Annotated in this window: 16 protein-coding genes and 2 pseudogenes; 10 read left to right on the top strand and 8 right to left on the bottom strand. The window is 62.0% G+C overall.

Going from position 1 to position 15840, the window contains the following annotated elements:
- Positions 1-882: 882 nt before the first annotated feature.
- The 5 genes and pseudogenes from AC3WOG_RS31025 to AC3WOG_RS31005 all read right to left on the bottom strand — a co-directional run bounded on the left by AC3WOG_RS31025 (position 883) and on the right by AC3WOG_RS31005 (position 5867).
- On the bottom strand, positions 883-1473 hold the full coding sequence (locus AC3WOG_RS31025; protein ID WP_492581608.1) for a BPSL1445 family SYLF domain-containing lipoprotein: 591 nt from the start codon (positions 1471-1473) through the stop codon (positions 883-885).
- 148 nt (positions 1474-1621) lie between these two features.
- Positions 1622-2071 (bottom strand): annotated as a pseudogene (locus tag AC3WOG_RS31020) (CorA family divalent cation transporter); the annotation flags it as partial.
- An 84-nt stretch (positions 2072-2155) separates the two neighbouring features.
- On the bottom strand, positions 2156-3547 hold the full coding sequence (locus AC3WOG_RS31015) for an FAD-binding oxidoreductase (RefSeq protein ID WP_492581607.1): 1392 nt from the start codon (positions 3545-3547) through the stop codon (positions 2156-2158).
- A 374-nt stretch (positions 3548-3921) separates the two neighbouring features.
- Positions 3922-4863, bottom strand: coding sequence for a hypothetical protein (locus tag AC3WOG_RS31010; RefSeq protein ID WP_492581606.1), 942 nt, complete (start codon positions 4861-4863; stop codon positions 3922-3924).
- A gap of 128 nt (positions 4864-4991) precedes the next feature.
- Complete coding sequence (locus AC3WOG_RS31005) at positions 4992-5867, bottom strand: LysR family transcriptional regulator (RefSeq protein ID WP_492581605.1); 876 nt, start codon at positions 5865-5867, stop codon at positions 4992-4994.
- 114 nt (positions 5868-5981) lie between these two features.
- On the opposite strand from AC3WOG_RS31005, the gene AC3WOG_RS31000 reads away from it, so the two are divergent.
- The 6 genes and pseudogenes from AC3WOG_RS31000 (at position 5982) to AC3WOG_RS30975 (ending at position 11249) form a co-directional block, all read left to right on the top strand.
- Entirely contained in the window at positions 5982-6968 is a 987-nt protein-coding gene (locus AC3WOG_RS31000; protein ID WP_492581604.1) for a zinc-dependent alcohol dehydrogenase family protein, read from the top strand.
- A 181-nt stretch (positions 6969-7149) separates the two neighbouring features.
- The gene (locus AC3WOG_RS30995) at positions 7150-7293 is read left to right on the top strand and encodes a hypothetical protein (protein ID WP_492581603.1); all 144 of its coding nucleotides are present in this window, start codon (positions 7150-7152) and stop codon (positions 7291-7293) included.
- A 31-nt stretch (positions 7294-7324) separates the two neighbouring features.
- A pseudogene (locus AC3WOG_RS30990) lies at positions 7325-7411 on the top strand (gluconate 5-dehydrogenase); the annotation flags it as partial.
- Positions 7412-8106: 695 nt separating this feature from the next.
- Positions 8107-9402 (top strand): hypothetical protein, encoded by a 1296-nt coding sequence (locus AC3WOG_RS30985; protein WP_492581602.1) that lies wholly within the window; start codon positions 8107-8109, stop codon positions 9400-9402.
- Between the two features lie 423 nt (positions 9403-9825).
- Entirely contained in the window at positions 9826-10740 is a 915-nt protein-coding gene (locus AC3WOG_RS30980) for a carbon-nitrogen hydrolase family protein (RefSeq protein ID WP_492581601.1), read from the top strand.
- A gap of 158 nt (positions 10741-10898) precedes the next feature.
- The gene (locus tag AC3WOG_RS30975; RefSeq protein WP_492582505.1) at positions 10899-11249 is read left to right on the top strand and encodes an FKBP-type peptidyl-prolyl cis-trans isomerase; all 351 of its coding nucleotides are present in this window, start codon (positions 10899-10901) and stop codon (positions 11247-11249) included.
- 218 nt (positions 11250-11467) lie between these two features.
- Here the strand turns inward: AC3WOG_RS30975 and AC3WOG_RS30970 are convergent, their stop codons facing one another.
- On the bottom strand, positions 11468-11743 hold the full coding sequence (locus AC3WOG_RS30970; RefSeq protein WP_492581600.1) for a hypothetical protein: 276 nt from the start codon (positions 11741-11743) through the stop codon (positions 11468-11470).
- A gap of 111 nt (positions 11744-11854) precedes the next feature.
- On the opposite strand from AC3WOG_RS30970, the gene AC3WOG_RS30965 reads away from it, so the two are divergent.
- Positions 11855-12928: a DUF6765 family protein gene (locus AC3WOG_RS30965; RefSeq protein WP_492581599.1), complete on the top strand. Its 1074-nt coding sequence runs from the start codon at positions 11855-11857 to the stop codon at positions 12926-12928.
- 64 nt (positions 12929-12992) lie between these two features.
- On the opposite strand, the gene AC3WOG_RS30960 is transcribed toward AC3WOG_RS30965, so the two are convergent.
- Together AC3WOG_RS30960 and AC3WOG_RS30955 are read right to left on the bottom strand one after the other, a co-directional pair.
- Entirely contained in the window at positions 12993-13238 is a 246-nt protein-coding gene (locus AC3WOG_RS30960) for a hypothetical protein (protein ID WP_492581598.1), read from the bottom strand.
- Positions 13239-13291: 53 nt separating this feature from the next.
- Entirely contained in the window at positions 13292-13606 is a 315-nt protein-coding gene (locus AC3WOG_RS30955; RefSeq protein ID WP_492581597.1) for a hypothetical protein, read from the bottom strand.
- Between the two features lie 362 nt (positions 13607-13968).
- On the opposite strand from AC3WOG_RS30955, the gene AC3WOG_RS30950 reads away from it, so the two are divergent.
- From AC3WOG_RS30950 to AC3WOG_RS30940, 3 genes are all read left to right on the top strand, one after another.
- A complete protein-coding gene (locus AC3WOG_RS30950; RefSeq protein WP_492581596.1) occupies positions 13969-14307 on the top strand; it encodes a hypothetical protein in 339 nt (112 codons plus the stop codon).
- A gap of 180 nt (positions 14308-14487) precedes the next feature.
- Entirely contained in the window at positions 14488-15303 is an 816-nt protein-coding gene (locus AC3WOG_RS30945; protein ID WP_492581595.1) for an H-NS family nucleoid-associated regulatory protein, read from the top strand.
- A 20-nt stretch (positions 15304-15323) separates the two neighbouring features.
- Complete coding sequence (locus tag AC3WOG_RS30940; RefSeq protein ID WP_492581594.1) at positions 15324-15809, top strand: hypothetical protein; 486 nt, start codon at positions 15324-15326, stop codon at positions 15807-15809.
- Positions 15810-15840 lie beyond the last annotated feature (31 nt).

The raw sequence follows: 15840 nt of genomic DNA, 5'->3' as shown, positions 1-15840 counted from the left end.
TCGTTTTTTGCCTGCGCGGCGCTTTATGTCTGTTTGCCTACGGTGGTGGCCTTTCCTTGAATTGATATTGGTTTATTAGCGTTCCCCCTGTGCGGGGGAGCACCTACTTTTCTTTGCCTGCCGCAAAGAAAAGTAGGCAAAAGAAAGCGGCTCACACCGCCAGCTTTGAAGCGGGTCTCCTGGCTTGGAGGAGGCAGTGGAGCATCTGGAATCGGTGTTCTCGCACACTCCGCGCTTGTGACAAGGCAGTCATGCTTCCGGCGGCGCTGCGCGCGCCGTGGCGGTACTTCATCAAACCGCCTGGCGGTTTGGGCGCCTGCGCCTAGTTCGGCGCGGTGGCTCGCACTCGTGTCCCCCATTCCTTACCTAGGCGCTAGCGTTTCTCTCGAAGTGGTGGCCCGCATTCCCACTTCGGCGCTTCACCGAGGCCAAGTGGCCTGCACGTCCACAATTCAGCGCCTCACCGAGGCGAAGCCGATGGCTCCCACCGAGCGAAAAACCAATCACTGGTTTCCTCCACAGACCGTTCCGGCGAGCACGCAATGCGAGGCGAGAAAAATGAAGCGGGAGGCGCGTACGCCCAATCGGTTTTGAGAAGTACCGCTGCGGCGCGCGCAGCGCCGCCGGAAGTATGACGGCCTTGTCACAGGCGCGGAGTGCGCGAGAATGCGGATTCCAGATGCACCACTACCTCCTCCAAGCCAGGGGACCCGCTTAAGCGCTGGCGGTGTAAAGCCGCTTTCTTTTGCCTACTTTTCTTTGCGGCAGGCAAAGAAAAGTAGGTGCTCCCCCGCACAGGGGGAACGCTAATAAACCAATAACAAAACAAGGAAAGGCAACGCCGTAGGCACACAGCTAAAAAGCGCCGCACAGGCAAAAAAATCAAATAATCAGACGTGAAATCTTGGTTCCTTCCAGCGACACGCCTGCCATCAACCCACCGTTAGTCAGCACAAAAGCTTCAACCGGGCTAGTAGCGGTCGACGTATCGATCGCGCCATTCGCGCCAACCTTCAACACGGCGACCGTCGCGTCAGCGCCCGCAGCCCACCCTTGGCTGCCGAGGAATGTATCGAGCGCTTCCTGCGTCATGAAGAGAAAAATGAGCGCTTTAGATTGCGCGCCGATCTGCAAACCAAACGAGCCCGCGACAGTGCTGTAGTACCCCGCCGTGCGTCCGCCAACTCGCAATGCGCCTTCGCCATATTGCGCGCCGACCCAGAAGCCGGCCGAGATGACGGACGGAAACACCAGCACGCCGCGCGCCTTCGCGACGAGTTCACGTGAGCCGTCGACGTTCGCGTAGAGCCGCTCGAGGGTTGAGTCGACGCCGGCATTGATCGTGTCGCGCTTGCCCGCGTTCGCCGAAGCAGACGCGCTCGAAGACGGAGACGTGGTCGTGCAGCCGGCGAGGCCGAGACCCGCAGTTGCCAGAACGGCACTGGTGGTCGTGATGAATTGTCGTCTGCGCATGATGTTCTTCCTATGCGTTCGTTATAAGAGGTCCGGCTGATTGCTGTCCTGTTTTACCCCGCCGAGATCGTCCGGCGTCAGGCATGTGACGCAATTCTGATGCAGCAGTTCCCGTGCCTGACCGCCAACGCCACCTCGCGGTCCGCGCTCAGCGCCCGGCGCGCCGGCGAAAACCCCAGCAGCCGGCGAGCGCCGTGAAGCTCACCACCATCCGCATCATGACCCGGAAGCCATGCCGGTTTTCCGCCAACGGGATGCCGCCGGGGTTCATGCCGAACCGACCGGCGATGATGTTGATCGGTAGAGCGAGGACCGTGACGAGCGTCAGCGTGAAGAGCGTGCGATTGCTTTGTTCGGTAAGACGCGACAGGAACTGGTCTTCGATCCGGTCCACTTCTGTACTGCTTCTTCACACGATCGTCGCGAGCGGGCCGGCCTGATCGCGCAGCAGATGGATCAGCAGTTCGGCCGGCGCGCCGAAAATTTCGCCTTCACGGACCGACGCGCGCAATCTGTCGATAGAACGCAATTGCGTCAGACGCGCGACGATCATGAACCGCTCGTGGGTGTACCCCCACAGCGTGGCGGTGTCCGCCGGACGGCCCCCGGTCAGGGTCGCCGCGGCGGACACGATAGCGTCACCATTGCGGTGCAAAAGCGCGCTTCGCGCCTGTTTTGCCGGTTACTGCACGGCTGGCTTGATGTTCTGATTGTGACGGAACAGGTTGTGCGGGTCGTAGCGGCTCTTCACCGCGACGAGGCGTTCGTAATTCGGTCCGTACGCCTCCGCCACCCGGCCACCTTCCTCCTCGGTCATGAAGTTGACGTAGACACTGCCCAGCGCGAACGGCGCCGACGCTTCGAAGAACGCTCGCGCCCAGGCGACGCAGCGCTCATCCTCGCTCGCGCCATCCCAGCGGCCGTGCACGTTCATCACGTATTGCGTGTCGCGATTCGGATAGGCGGTGGCCTCGGCTGGCGCGCGGGCGGTCTGGCCGCCGATCTGCCCGAAGAAGATTTCGCATTGCGTCGACGGCAGCTTGCCGATGGCATCGAGCAGCGCATCGATCAAACCGTCCGACACGCCGGCCAGATTGTGCGACTTCCAGTAATTGCGCGCGCCTGGAGCCAGCAACGGATCGAACGCTTTTTGCCACATCGCATACGGCATCGCGCCGAGATGTTCGCCGTACGGTGTGCCGAAGCCGCGTATGGCCTCCACGGCGGACGGTCCATTTTCAATGGGTCCGGTGTAGCACATCGCGAACACGATCACCGGCTTGCCGTGCACTTCAGGCGGCAGGAACGGCAGCGGCGGCGCCAGCCGCAGAACGGCCCATGCGCTCAGGTCTTCCGGCATGTTTTCCGCGGCCGTGCGGTATTGGATGAGGGCGTTCTTCGCCTGATCGAGGGGCAGTACGACGAGGCCGCCGTACACCTGCGGTCCCACCGGATGCAGCGCGAACTCGAATAGCGTGACGACGCCGAAATTGCCGCCGCCGCCGCGAATCGCCCAGAAAAGATCTTCGTGCGAGTCGGTGCTCGCGTGACGCAATTCGCCGTCGGCAGTAACCACATCCGCCGAAACCAGATTGTCCACCGACATGCCGTATTTGCGGCTCAACCAGCCGAATCCGCCGCCGAGCGTGAGCCCCGCCACGCCGGTAGTCGAGTTGATGCCGAGCGGGGTGGCGAGTCCGAATGCTTGCGCTTCATGGTCGAAATCGCCGAGCGTCGCGCCCGGCTCGACATACGCGCGCCGCGCCACTGGATCGATGCGCACCGATTTCATCGGCGACAGGTCGATTACGAGGCCGTCATCGCAAAGCGCACTGCCGGCGATGTTATGGCCGCCGCCGCGCACCGCCAGCGGCAGGTCGTTGTCGCGCGCGAACGCCACGCCGCGGCGGACGTCGGCCACGCCGGCACAGCGCAGAATCATCGCCGGATGCCGATCGATCATCGCGTTCCAGATGCTGCGCGCTTCGTTGAAACCGGCGTCATCGGGCAGCAATAGCTGGCCCCGCGTCGCGGCCTTTAATTCTTCAATGGCATTGCTGGACACACTCACCATGGCACACCTCCAGACACAGTAGGACACTTCTCAGAACACTATTCAGCTGACCAAAGCAAAATGAACCGTTCTGAAAAGACTTTGTTTGCGTCCAGTAAACGGGCCTGTTTCCTTAAGTCAAACGTAGGTAAACCCGCGTTTTCGCTGCATGCCGCGCGAAAGCTGCTGCGATGGGCTTCTGCGCGCGACGGCGGCGATGGCGGCTCAAGCGCGCGCACGCGATGGTGGGAACGCTTCGGGAAAAGACCGGGTGGGGAAGTGTTGGGTGAGCGACGTCGTGGTGGCTGCGCGACGACACCCCGGTGCCGGAAGGCGCGATCTTTGCGGCCTGCTTGCAGCGTGTTTGCGTCTGCGTTTGCGTCTGCGTTTGCGTCTTACACATCCATCGCCGAGTCGCATCGCACGCGTATGTCGAACAGCAGCGCGATATCGGTGAGGGCGTACAGCAGTGGGAACGAGTTCAGCTCGGAGTAAGGCAAGGCGAGGTTGAAGCCGGTGGAAAACGAGTTGTACGTAGAAGACACTTTGAGCGCCGATGGCTTGCGCGGCACGTCGAAGACGAGATCGACCGTGTAGCCGCCACCGCCTCGCGCGGGCACCCACACCATGCAACGGATGCCGACCAGATGGCCGAGGGGGAAGCGAAAGCTCTCGCTGTCGTGACGCAGTCCGCCCCACACCGCGTCACGCGAGCGGAACGCCGCGCTCAGCAGCGCGCGCGAACCGTTCTTGAAGTGCGCGAAGGCGGGAGCCGTCAGCAGTTCATCGAGGCTGACCATCGCGGCCGCTGTGCCGTCCTCGCCGACCTCGATGTCCAGATACGAGCCGATCGCATGCTTGAAACCCTCATACAGCTGCTTGTGCAAACGAGCCGTGACGTTGGGTTCGCGCGTGGCGTCGCTCAGCGCAAACCAGACGCGTTCGACGCAGGCCGCCTCGCCGATATGGCCGGGCAGCAATTGCTCGTTGTCGCGGTCATCGAAGGAACGGCGGCCAATCGGATAAGGTAATTCGTCGACCGGCAGGTAGCGGTCGGTCGGCCGCCATGCCCGCACGCTAGTGTCGACGGTAGCCGGCGCGGCCGGTGTCGCGAGCGATGCCGCCAGCGCCGGGGTATCCGCCGACGGCTCCGTGCTCGCAGCCGGGTCGGTTGCCGCAACAGCGGCTTGCTGGCGCATCGCTTTTCCACCGAGCCAGGAGACGAGCACGTATTCGGCGACCAGTGTCCCCACGCCGCAGAGCAGTCCGATCAATAGTCCAAAGTGGGCTTTGACCAGCAAGATGACAACTACAGGAATCGCAAGAAAGTAAAACACGGTATTCCCCGTTTGAAAAATCCGGCCGCATTCGTGATGCGCCAGTTTCTCCCCTGATGAATCCTGCAGCCCCAGGATGCCACTGCGTGCAATTGCATCAAGACAGGCTTCAACGAAACCGCGCTGTACTACGCGTTGCCCACGGCCTCGATCGTCATATCGAGCAGCGCCCGCAGCCGTCCCAGCCCTCGCAGGTCGCGGTGATAGCCGAACCAGACGTCGCGGCCCGGCGGCGCTTCGTCCAGTTCGATGCGCGCAAGTCCGGGCGTGCTGTCGCCGAGCGGGCACGGCAGCACCGCGAGGCCCGCGCCTTCCGCGCACATGCGTGCCTGCGCGCCGCGATTGTTGCTGCCGAAGGCGACGCGCGCTTGCGGCAGCATTCGCTTGACCCAGACGACGTCGGGCAGTGAGCCGAACGCGCTGTCCATGCCGATGAGCGTCTGACCGGCGCCGTCGCCTTCACCCGTGTATGCCGCCGCCAGATCGGCGCGGCCGTACAGCGCGTAGTCGATGTGCATCAGCTTGCGCTGGATGACATCCGCCTCGTCGAAAGGCGTGATCCGAAATACCAGATCGGCCTCGCGACGCGCCAGATTGTAGCGGCGCGAATCGGTGACGAGTTCGATCGACACCTCGCGATGTCTTTCAAGAAACCGCGCGAACACCGGTGTCAGCACATGAACGCCGAACCAGTCCGACGACGAAACCCGTAGCGCTCCGGTGAGTTGCTGTTCCTTGCCGCTCAGCGCGCGGCTGAAACCCAGCGCTTCTTCTTCCATGCGCTCGGCGTAAAGCATGACCGCGCGGCCCTCGTCGGTCAGCACGAAGCCGTCGCGGGTGCGTTGAAACAGCGTGTGACCGACGGCCGACTCCAGCGCGCGCAGGCGCCGTCCCATGGTCGGCTGGGTCTGTCCGGCGAGCCTGGCAGCCGCGCCGAGCGTGCCGCCGCGAGCGATTGCCAGAAAGATACGGACATCGCCCCAGTCCAGTTTCGAGCCATTCATTTTCGTTTGCGTGCTGTGCAGAAGTGTCGATTTACGTACCTTTTCGCATGGACGATTATGCACGTATCGACTCGTTCGCAGTCGACACCGCAGCCAACATCCCAGGAAGCCATCATGTCCATGCAAGCCCTCGTTCTGAAGCAATACAGCGGTCCGCTTGAACTCACCGAACTGCCGCGGCCCGAGCCGGCGCGCGGCGAAGTGCTGGTGCGCATCGCCGCGAGCGGCCTGAATCCGCTCGACACCAAGATTCGCGCCGGCGCTGCCGGGCACGCCAGACATCCGCTGCCGCTGGTGCTGGGGATCGACATGGCGGGCGTCGTCGAGGCGGTAGGCACCGGCGTCAGCGCGTTCAAAGCAGGCGATCAGGTATACGGAATGACCGGTGGCGTCGGCGGCATGCAGGGTTCGCTCGCGCAATATGCAGCCGTCGATGCAGACCTGCTGGCGTTGAAGCCGTCGAATCTGTCGATGCGCGAGGCCGCTGCGCTGCCGCTCGCTTTCATCACGGTGTACTCGGGCATCGTCGATCGCGCGCGCTTGCAGCCCGGGCAAACCGTGCTCGTGCACGGCGGCGCGGGCGGTGTCGGCTATGTGTCGGCACAATTGGCGAGCGCGCTCGGCGCGACTGTCTTCGCGACGGTCAGCGAACGCGACCGCAGCGTGATCGAGGCGCTGGGCGCTACGCCGATCGATTACCGGGCGCAGTCGGTCGAGCAGTATGTGGCGTCGGCGACGCGAGGTGTGGGCTTTGACCTGGTCGTCGATACGGTGGGCGGGGTGACGCTGGATGCTTCGTTCGCCGCGGTCAGGCACTTCGGCCATGTGGTGAGCGCGCTCGGTTGGGGCACGCATGCGCTGGCGCCGCTGTCGTTTCGGGAAGCCACGTATTCGGGCGTATTCACGCTTCATGCGCTGCTGTCCGGCGAAGGCCGCGCGCATCACGGCGAGATGCTGCGGGTGGCGACGCGGCTGGCGGAGGAAGGCAAGCTCGCGCCTCGCCTCGACGCGCGCCGCTTCGATCTGGGTTCGGCGCAGCTTGCTTATGATGCGCTGACCGACGGCAGCGCCCGCGGCAAGATCGTGGTCGAGGTGGCTTGAGCGGGGCGGGACTGTTTGAGCTGAGCTGAGCGGCGCGCTGTCCCGCTGGCGCTTAATCGGCCCTCGCCGCGTAGAACCCCAGTTGTCGCAACACGCCTTCGCACGCCTTGTTCGAAGTGCCAGGCAATCTGCTGTCACGTCATTTCGACGCAAGCCTAACCTTCGCCCACATTTTGCTCTTATGGGAGGCGGTGCCGGTGGCGCGTCGATCGCATTGTTGCTGCCGCTGGCGCACTTCAACAGTCCCGCGGTGATGTTCGGTTTGCTGTCGCTGGCGGCGCTGCTGCTTTTCTCGGCGCACCCGGCTCCGACGGTCCGGTTCTGATCGATTACCGCGTGCCGATTGGTTCCCACTCGCCGCGGTCTTTCTATTCAGCGATGCATCGAATTTCGTCAATGGACATATTTTGTATGTCGGTGGCGGCGTAATTGCGGCGCGTTGATTCGAGCGCCGTATTCAGCGTAATACTGACAGGCCAAGGGCAATTGGATGGCAGTGTAAACCCGCTCGGTTTGCACTGTCTGTGTGATTGCCCTCACTCCCGTCCTTCTAATCTCTCCCCTATGTTCGGATAAACGCTTATGTGAAGCATTCGAACGCTTCATCGTCGTTTCGCCGCCTATTTCCCACTTCGAAAACAGACCCCGGTCGCGCCTTCATGCGGCTTCTGCGCCACGGCTCGGCCCCAAAGAACGACCGCTTGATTCCTATGCCGAGGCGGGCTGAATGTTAAATAAAAAGAATCATTCGGACTACATGATCAAAGAAAAAATGTAGCGGTTTTCAAGATCGAGAAATGACGATATTTGACGAATCGACTACGAATTTAATTGAAAAAAGGTTGGCGATATCGCTTTGCGTGGGGTAACGCACGGTCGGTGAGTTGAGCCCCGCATAACGTGAACTTCCATCAAGTCCTGCTGTGATCTTTCCACGACTTTGTTCGCGCACAGCCAACGGTTTCTCTCGGGGCATATCAAATCGGACCGGGATTTCCGCGAGAAAGATGCCGGGCGCTACGCGATTTTCGAGTGGCGCGAAGCACTGGTGAACAGGTTCTGACGTTTCATTTTCGACGGTGGACAGAGATTCGCTGGCTATATGAATCTGACTTTGGGATATGGTTAGGAGACAGAAATGAAAAAGTGCAACGGGGAAACAAGGGCATTGGGGACACGCAAGGCGGTCCTGGCAGTTGCCGTGAGTCTGTATGCTGCGATGGCTGGTGCTCAAACCAATCCGGCGACACCTGTCGCGCCGTCGACCGACTCGGCGAGGCTAACGCTGACGCAAGCTTTGCCGGCCGATTGTCCGATAGTCGACACGATTGGTTGCAAGCGCGAATACGACGGTTTGGTGGCGGCCGACGGGACTGGGATGACTGCGGCCATTGGCTCGACATCGGCGGCCGGTTCACAGAACGGCAACGGGAACGGAAAGGGGAACGGGACTTCGTCGGACGGCGCGGGCGATAGCGTTGCGGGGAATGGGACTGCGTCGGGGCCGGGAGAGTTTGGGGCGGGGAGTTCCGGTAGTGGCCGCAGTGGCAATGGGGGGACGGGGTCGGCTGGTGGTGGTACTGCTACTGGCGGCGGTAGCGCTGGTACGGGCGGGAAGGGCGCTGGTGGCGCAGGCGGAACAGGTACGGGCGGGAAGGGCGCTGGTGGCGCAGGCGGAACAGGTACGGGCGGGACGGGCGCTGGTGGCGCAGGCGGAACAGGTACGGGCGGGACGGGCGCTGGTGGAACGGGTACCGGAGGCAACGGCGGCACGGGAGGTAACGGCGGTCAGGGTAACGGAGGCCAGAGCGGCGGAGGCCAGGGCAGCGGCGGTCACGGCAACGGCGGTCAGGGCAGCGGAGGTCAGGGCAGCGGAGGTCAGGGCAGCGGCGGCCAGGGCAGCGGCGGTCAGGGCAGCGGCGGTCAGGGCAGCGGCGGTCACGGCAACGGAGGTCAGGGCAGCGGAGGTCAGGGCAGCGGCGGCCAGGGCAGCGGCGGTCAGGGCAGCGGAGGCCAAGGCAGCGGAGGCGAGGGCAGCGGAGGTCACGGCAGCGGCGGTCACGGCAGCGGCGGCCAGGGCAGCGGCGGTCAGGGCAGCGGCGGTCACGGCAGCGGCGGTCACGGCAGCGGCGGTCAGGGCAGCGGAGGCCAGGGCAGCGGCGGTCACGGCAGCGGAGGCGAGGGTAACGGCGGTCACGGCAGCGGGGGCCAGGGCAGCGGCGGCCAGGGCAGCGGGGGCCAGGGCAGCGGCGGTCAGGGCAACGGCGGCCAGGGTGACGGCGGTCACGGCAACGGCGGTCAGGGCAGCGGAGGCCAGGGCAGCGGCGGCCAGGGTAACGGCGGTCACGGCAGCGGAGGCGAGGGCAACGGCGGTCAGGGCAACGGAGGCCAGGGCAACGGAGGCCAAGGCAACGGCGGTGGTCACGGCCACTGACGCGGCGAATTTCGTTCAGCGCGCGGCGGTCGGCGAAACGGCCTCTCGCGCAGACGCCCTCGCCTTGGAGACATGAGCGGACACCAGGACGGCCGTTCTTTGTCACGCGCATGTATCCAACACAAAGCACAAAAGCACAAAAAGCAAGCCGCAAAAAATCCCCTTGACAGATATGCCTTCGAATCAAAGGCAATCTCGTCGAGGGGATTACTCAAGACCTCTCACATTCCAACCACCACCCGGCAAAGCGCTCAGGCAACCCTCGCCGCTCCACCTGGATTCCCCGCTCCTGCTCTACCCAAAAACTTTCTCCCCGGCAGCGTTGTCACCCTTACGCGCGCCACCGCTAAAACGCGTTCGTATCTTCGCATTGGCACATGGAGCACCGGCCGTGTTTAAAATGTCGTGGCTTCGCGCGCGCTGATGTTCGACAAACGCTCGCTCGCGTACCGCAACGGCCCATTCATAACGGAGTTCGCGTTGAATCACAAACAGGCGTCGTTCCCGCAAACGTCATTGCGAATCGCGGCGGCGCAAGCGCAGCCGGTATCCGGCGACGTATCGGCAAACCTGGCCAGAACGGTCGAACTAACCGGCGTCGCCGCTGATCGCGGCGCGAAACTGGTGGTGTTTCCGGAGAAATTCCTGAGCGGCTACGAGCCCGACCTGATTGCCGGCGACCCAGCGAAATATGCGTTCGACGCACACGATGCGCGGCTCGATCCGATCTGTGAAGTCTGCCGCCAGCGCGAAATCGCGGTAGTGGTCGGCGCGGCGACGCGTACCGTTGACGGCCTTTATATTTCTTCGCTGGTGTTCAGCCGTTCCGGCGAGCGCATCGAGCCGTATCACAAGCAATATCTCTATAGCGGCGAGACGCGGATTTATCGGCCGGGAACGCAAGGCGCCATGCTGGAGATCGACGGCTGGCGGCTCGCGCTCGGCGTCTGCTACGACTCGGGTTTTCCGGAACACGCGCGCCTTGCGGCAACCCACGGTGCCCACGCTTATCTGGTGAGCGCGCTCTTCAGCGTGAACACCGGCTACCACCAGTCGCGCATCTGGTTTCCCGCGCGTGCTTTCGACAACACCATGTATGTGCTGATGTCGAATCACGTCGGCACGACGGGCGGCTGGGAGACGTGCGGCGCGAGCGCAATCTGGAGCCCGTATGGCGACGTGGTGGCGCAGGCAAGCCGTGATCGCGCAGAGGTGATTTCGGCGCTACTCGATCCAGCGGTTCTAGCCGATGTCCGCGAGCGTGAGACGGTGCTCGCGGATTTCAACGCGCGCGGTGACGAGAGGCCGGGTGCCTACGTGGTGCGTCGTCTGGACTAGACATAGCTGCCATGGTCACCGCTGCCAGATTTAACGCGCTGGTCGCAAGCCGATCTGCCGCATGCTATCCGCTACAATGATGCGCACTACCCACCTGGAGACTCGCTTTGAAATCTATTGTCGCTCTGGTCGCCGCGGCTGTTCTTTCTTCAACGGCGATGGCCGCTGCACCCACTACCGAAACGCTCCCGTCCGGCGTAGTCGTTCAGCATATTACGCAGGGCACGGGTGCCCAGCCGACGGCTGACGATGTCGTGAAGGTCAACTACCGCGGCACGCTCGCCAACGGCACGGAGTTCGACAGTTCCGCGAAGCACGGCGGTCCGGCAACCTTTCCACTCGGACGAGTGATTCCTTGCTGGACGCAAGGCGTGCAAAAAATGAAGGTCGGCGGCAAGGCCAAGCTGACCTGCCCGGCGGCCACCGCCTACGGTGAGCGCGGTGTCGGCCCGATTCCACCGAACAGCGACCTGACGTTTGAAGTCGAACTGGTCGGCATCGTCAAGTAATGCCGCGTCAGCTTCGTTAAGATCAAGCCCTTCTTCGGACACCGAAGCGGGGCTTTTTCTTTTAGGGACATTGGATGTGCCCACAGCAGTTTATCTGCGATGAAGCTTGAGGAGACGGGGTGTCTCACTCATGCCGATCGTGGTCAATAGCACATGTATTTTGCTGCGAATAAGCTTGCGCCGTTCTGGACTTGCGCCTTCTCTCCAGCGGTCGAGTTTCATTGAGTGATCCTTTCCGCTGGAGCGCGGCGGCAGTGAAGATCGGAATTGGAGAGTAATGCGACAAGAGGATGCCCGCTTGCATTGCGAGTGGCTTGTCGATTAAACAAAGCATACAGGACTCGCCAAACAGCAATAACAACAACCTGATTTAGCTTCTGCGTCTCCAGATGCGCGAAGCCGGCGGCGCGAACTATGTCGATGGTGACGAAATGCCCCCGCGCGCCGCGGCACGGCAGGTCTTCAAGGAGCGAGTGGACGAGGTCTTTTTTCAAGTCCGGCTGTTCTCGGTCGTTTACTTTCTACTCATGTGCGAACGTGGCACGAACCGCTTCGCGCACTCGAGAAGACCCGCCGCTATTCGCCGCACGTCAGGAGCGCCTGTCATGAACATCGACTTTCACTATGGGGTCGTCTATATCGTCGCTCGCATCGGCGGGATGACGGCCTGCGAAGCGCTCACGGTGGCGCACGCGTGCCAGTATGTCGACGATGCGACGACCCACGGAATACTGCGCTTCTCAGGCGGCGAGACCTTTGAACGTTTTGCCACCGCGCACAAGCTTTTCGACTATTCCAACACCGAGAACGACCAGAATAGGCTGGTGTGGACGCCATTCCATTTTCTGCCTGCCGGCGAAGGGGAAACCCTGGAAGATAGGGCGGTGTGCCGGGCGGATAGTGCGATCGCGCGCGAGATCGTTCGACGGGCGATCCGGCAGAAAGGGACCGATACGGCGTTGCATCGGTTGGGTGTGACGCTTCACACCTACGTCGATACCTGGGCGCATCAAGGGTTCGCCGGTATCGAAAGCCGGATGAACCGGATCCGTCTGCTGGAGGCCGAGGATTGCACGCCGGAAAACTGGCTTGCGCACCTTACCCGCGCCACGCGCCATCTGATCGACCGAATCGAGTCCGATGTACTGACAGCTGCGCTGCCAGTCGGCCACGGCGCCGCATTGCACTTTCCCGACCAGCCGTGGGCGATATGGAATTACATCGATGGCAGAGGCGTGCGTGTCGAAAGGCACAATCTGCCGGCGTTCGTGCAAGCGGCGGAGATGACTTGCCGCGCGGTTCGCGCTTATGTTGCAGGACGGGAAGATTTCGAATTTCAGCCCGGCATGCCGGATAACGTGAAAGAGGCGCTCACCGAACTTCTCGCTACCAATCGGAACATGGACGACAACAAGCGCTTGCAAACCATTTGCGATGCGGTAAAAGCCGGCGCCATTCCCGGCTTGCGCGAGTCCATTCCGGACTATGTGGCCAAAGGTTTTGACTCCTGGAAGTTCAAGGCGACGGGTTTGCAATCCGACGATGATGGTGTGGACCGCCCGCAGTGGACTGAAGATTTCGAGAGAAGCGACTACCGGCGCTTTCACGATGCCGTCAAAGAGCACCGTTTCGTGACGACACAGGAAATCCTGCCGGCTCATGGACTGCGGATCGCGTAGATGAGCCGACTCCGAGGTGGGAATAAGCCGGCAATAAACCGGCAATAAGCGCCGGCCTGGCTGGTTATTGCGCCCGGGCTGCCTGACGCTGGGCAGCCTGTTCTTCCGCATGTTTCCTAGCCATGTGTCTTCCCACCAGGCACCCGCCTACCGCGCCCACTACCGCGTGATGCCCCGCATAGTGCCCCGCGACCCCGCCGACGACCGCGCCCTTGACGCAGCCGGCAGCATTCGCCGTGCCGATGGTGGCCGAGGCGGCGGAGGTGAGTGCGGCCGTCGTGAGGGCGGCCTTGATAAAGCTAGCTTTCATCTGAATGTACCGTGCTGTCGAGTTTGTCGAAGATGGCGCGTTAGGGCGTCATTTCAATAGCCGCCCCAGCGGCCGCGCTCATGCCATTCATGCTCGCGCCATTGTTCGCGGCGCCATTCGTGTTCGCGCCATTCGCGACGCTCGCGCCACTCGCGGGCTCTCCAATCGCCGTCGCCATCGCCGCCATACGCGACCGTTACCGGAGCCGCTCCGTAAGCAACCGGCGGTGCAACATAAACGGGCGGGGGCGGTGCATAAACGTCGACCGGAATGCCGACTCCGATGTCCACATTCACGTGCGCCGACGCCACCGACGATGCCGCCAGAACTGCCAGACCAAGTGCCGCGCCAACGATCTTCTTGTTCATTTCCCTTCTCCTTGCACATTTGCCGGTTACTGCGCCGGTTACTGGTTTGCCGCTGATTTGCTGCTGGGTACGGTTCGGAGTGTAGGAGGGCAATGCGGACACAGGTGAAACAGCTCTGCGAGATTGGTAACGCGTCGTTACCAGGATTTTGGCCAGGATTAAAGCCGTGCCTGGCCGGCAACGGCAAAGCCTGGTTATCAGGTTCGCCTTTTTAACACCGACTGGCGCGCAATTCCACTCGCGCGACAAAAAAATAGCCGGACAGGCTTTGAATCTCCGGATGCTTGCCTATAGTAGAAGCGACTATTGCCGCAATGCACAGTGGCCGGGCTTCTCTTGATAGGTACGACGGGGAAACAAACATGATGCCGACGAACGCTGTGATTTATCGAACCCAGACTTGCACGCCGGAGTCGTTACGAACGCTTGCCGGCTACCTCGAACTGGCGCTCGACGAAGGCGAAAGCGTGGTTCTGATGCGCATCGGCACAAACGTGCGCAGCGTTTATGTCGGCGATCCGTCCGGTACATTTGAAGATTTGACGGATCACGGCGTAGTGGCCGCCTTTCAGGCGGACGAGATGCTGGCGTTGACGCAGTTGGGGTTGAACCGGATAACCGCGGACGATCAGCAGTACCGGTTCATGCGCAGCGTGAGGTACATTGCCGACCGCCAGGTCGTCGTTTTTACGCCGACGTAAGTGGCTGGCCAGTACATGGAGAGGCAAAAGAGTGTGGCTTTTTGAGCAGTGGCCCTGAAAGGTTCGTACTCCACTGGAAGCATCATTACATCAAACCGCTCTCTTTGGAGTTGAATGGATCTGCCTTTCTCACGCCAATCGTGGCATAGTTCGGTCGATTACCACATAAGGAGCAATCAAATGCCCACGTTAGAGCAAATCCAGGCCAAGCTTAAGAAGCTCCAGGCGCAAGCTGACGTCCTTATCGCCAGGAAAGCACAACTCGCGGTCGACCAGATTCGCGAACTGATGATCAAGCATGGTCTGACTACTGCGGATATCGAAGCAAAGGCCAAGGCGAAACGCGCGGCGAATGCGTTGCACGCCCGCGCTGCGAATGGCAAGGCAAAAGCCGGCGCCAGTGCAAACGTCAAGAAGGTGGCCAAGTATCGTGACGACAAAACCGGCGCGACGTGGACCGGTCACGGGCGAGCACCGGGCTGGATTGCCGGCGTGAAAGACCGGACTCAATTTCTGGTCGCGGGCGCGAGCGAACTGAAGTCCGTGGCCAAGGCTGCGGTAACGCACGCCGCCGGTCGCAAAGGGCAACCTAAAGGCGCACAGCCGCCGAAGTACCTCAACCCGAAGACCGGCGCCACCTGGAGTGGACGTGGTCCTGCGCCGGCATGGCTCGCGGCAGTCAGAGACCGCAGCAGGTTCCTGATCGACAGCGCCGCAGCAGTGACCGGTGGCACGGTCGGCAAGAAGGCGGCAGCCAAAAAAGTAGTGGCGGCGAAAAAGACCGCGGCTTCTAAAACGGCGCCGAAGAAAACCAGTGCGGCGGCCAAAAAAGTAGCGGCAAAGAAAGGCACCGCAAAACCTGCTGCAAAGAAGACTGCAACGAACCGCACGGCGGCAAGAAAAGCACCGGGCCGCAAGGCAGGCAGTAAAGGCAAAGCCGGCGTAACGGCCACGACGGCAGCGCCGGCAACGTCGGCGGTGCAAGCGAGCGCGTGAGTGCAGGAGTAGCGAAGTAGATGACTAGCACGCTCGACTCAAACCAGCAGGAGGACCAGGTCGTCCTGCTGGACGCTGTTCCGCATCCGGCAGCCGATGCTGCCGAGCCGTTCATTGTCGCCAGCGACCGGCGAGTGATTGTGTCGTATCCGATTGCGGAATCCGACTTCGAACGGTTCGGCCCATTCGATTCCGACGACGACCCGTTCTGCGCGGTTCTATTTCCGGACGCGGTTTTTCATCGACTCGGGCCACCCGGCGGCGACGATCTCGACATTCATCCGCTTGCACCACACGGTTTGAATGCGTATTCGGTTCACGAAGTGACGAATTCGTCGCTTGCCGCGGAGATTTCGGCCGTCACCTCTCCAGAGCCCACGCGGCGCCATTTCGTGATCACGTTTCAGGACTCGACGTTCGAATGCGTGGCCTCGGACTACGCGGTGGTCGGCGTATTTGGCGCGGGTGAAATTGCCAGCCGGGAAGCGTTCTCGCTGGTCCGGTAGCGCCGTTCATCGTTACCGGACCTTTCTCGCG

The sequence above is a fragment of the Paraburkholderia sp. FW306-02-B genome (genome assembly GCF_058782725.1).
Note: the sequence above shows the minus strand (reverse complement) of the source record. Positions and strands in the feature narration are given on the sequence as shown.

What these genes read in the sequence shown, in the direction of transcription:
- AC3WOG_RS31025 (WP_492581608.1), bottom strand. Translation starts at nt 1,473, where the DNA reads ATGCGCAGACGACAATTCATCACGACCACCAGTGCCGTTCTGGCAACT.
- AC3WOG_RS31015 (WP_492581607.1), bottom strand. Translation starts at nt 3,547, where the DNA reads ATGGTGAGTGTGTCCAGCAATGCCATTGAAGAATTAAAGGCCGCGACG.
- AC3WOG_RS31005 (WP_492581605.1), bottom strand. Translation starts at nt 5,867, where the DNA reads ATGAATGGCTCGAAACTGGACTGGGGCGATGTCCGTATCTTTCTGGCA.
- AC3WOG_RS31000 (WP_492581604.1), top strand. Translation starts at nt 5,982, where the DNA reads ATGTCCATGCAAGCCCTCGTTCTGAAGCAATACAGCGGTCCGCTTGAA.
- AC3WOG_RS30995 (WP_492581603.1), top strand. Translation starts at nt 7,150, where the DNA reads ATGGGAGGCGGTGCCGGTGGCGCGTCGATCGCATTGTTGCTGCCGCTG.
- AC3WOG_RS30985 (WP_492581602.1), top strand. Translation starts at nt 8,107, where the DNA reads ATGAAAAAGTGCAACGGGGAAACAAGGGCATTGGGGACACGCAAGGCG.
- AC3WOG_RS30980 (WP_492581601.1), top strand. Translation starts at nt 9,826, where the DNA reads ATGTTCGACAAACGCTCGCTCGCGTACCGCAACGGCCCATTCATAACG.
- AC3WOG_RS30975 (WP_492582505.1), top strand. Translation starts at nt 10,899, where the DNA reads ATGGCCGCTGCACCCACTACCGAAACGCTCCCGTCCGGCGTAGTCGTT.
- AC3WOG_RS30965 (WP_492581599.1), top strand. Translation starts at nt 11,855, where the DNA reads ATGAACATCGACTTTCACTATGGGGTCGTCTATATCGTCGCTCGCATC.
- AC3WOG_RS30960 (WP_492581598.1), bottom strand. Translation starts at nt 13,238, where the DNA reads ATGAAAGCTAGCTTTATCAAGGCCGCCCTCACGACGGCCGCACTCACC.
- AC3WOG_RS30955 (WP_492581597.1), bottom strand. Translation starts at nt 13,606, where the DNA reads ATGAACAAGAAGATCGTTGGCGCGGCACTTGGTCTGGCAGTTCTGGCG.
- AC3WOG_RS30950 (WP_492581596.1), top strand. Translation starts at nt 13,969, where the DNA reads ATGATGCCGACGAACGCTGTGATTTATCGAACCCAGACTTGCACGCCG.
- AC3WOG_RS30945 (WP_492581595.1), top strand. Translation starts at nt 14,488, where the DNA reads ATGCCCACGTTAGAGCAAATCCAGGCCAAGCTTAAGAAGCTCCAGGCG.
- AC3WOG_RS30940 (WP_492581594.1), top strand. Translation starts at nt 15,324, where the DNA reads ATGACTAGCACGCTCGACTCAAACCAGCAGGAGGACCAGGTCGTCCTG.